The 522-nt window shown below is 73.6% G+C and carries 1 protein-coding gene; it reads right to left on the minus strand.

The window, feature by feature from the left end; translation table 11 throughout:
• Positions 1-522, minus strand: a 522-nt coding sequence (locus tag AC27IO_RS25335) for a TolC family protein (protein WP_498741360.1), incomplete at both ends; no start/stop codon positions are given.

Consider the following 522-nt stretch of genomic DNA (forward strand, 5'->3'; position numbering starts at 1 on the left):
CAGGCCCAGGGCCTGGGCGAGCGCGTCCGCGCGGGCCTGCTGTGCCCCCAGGGCCGCGAGGGCGCCCTCCACCTCGGCCACGCCGTTGTTCACGGCCTTTCGGTAGCCGAGGAGCGCGGCGTTCACCGCTTCCTGCCGGGCCTGCACCTGCATCTGCCGACGGCCCCAGTCGAACAGCGGAACGTCGATGACGGGCCCGAGCGCGGGGGCGTTTTCGCTGCGCGTGCGGAAATGTTGGGTGATGTTGTACGAATAGAGCAGCGAACCCATGAGCGCGATGCGCGGGTAAAGCTCGGAGCGCGCCAGCCCCAGCGCCGCGGCCGCCTTGTTCACCTCGGCCTCGGCGGCGTGCACATCGGGGCGGGTGCGCAGCAGATCGGCGGGCAGTTCGGCCAGGGCGAACGTCGCCAGCGTGGGATGCGCGCTGCCGGGCACCTCGGCGCTCCAGGCCGGATCGGGGGTGGTGCGGCCCACCAACACGGCCAGGGCCTGCGCGGCACGGGCACCGGCTTCGGCCAGCGG

The sequence above is a fragment of the Acidovorax sp. KNOB132 genome (assembly GCF_057541515.1).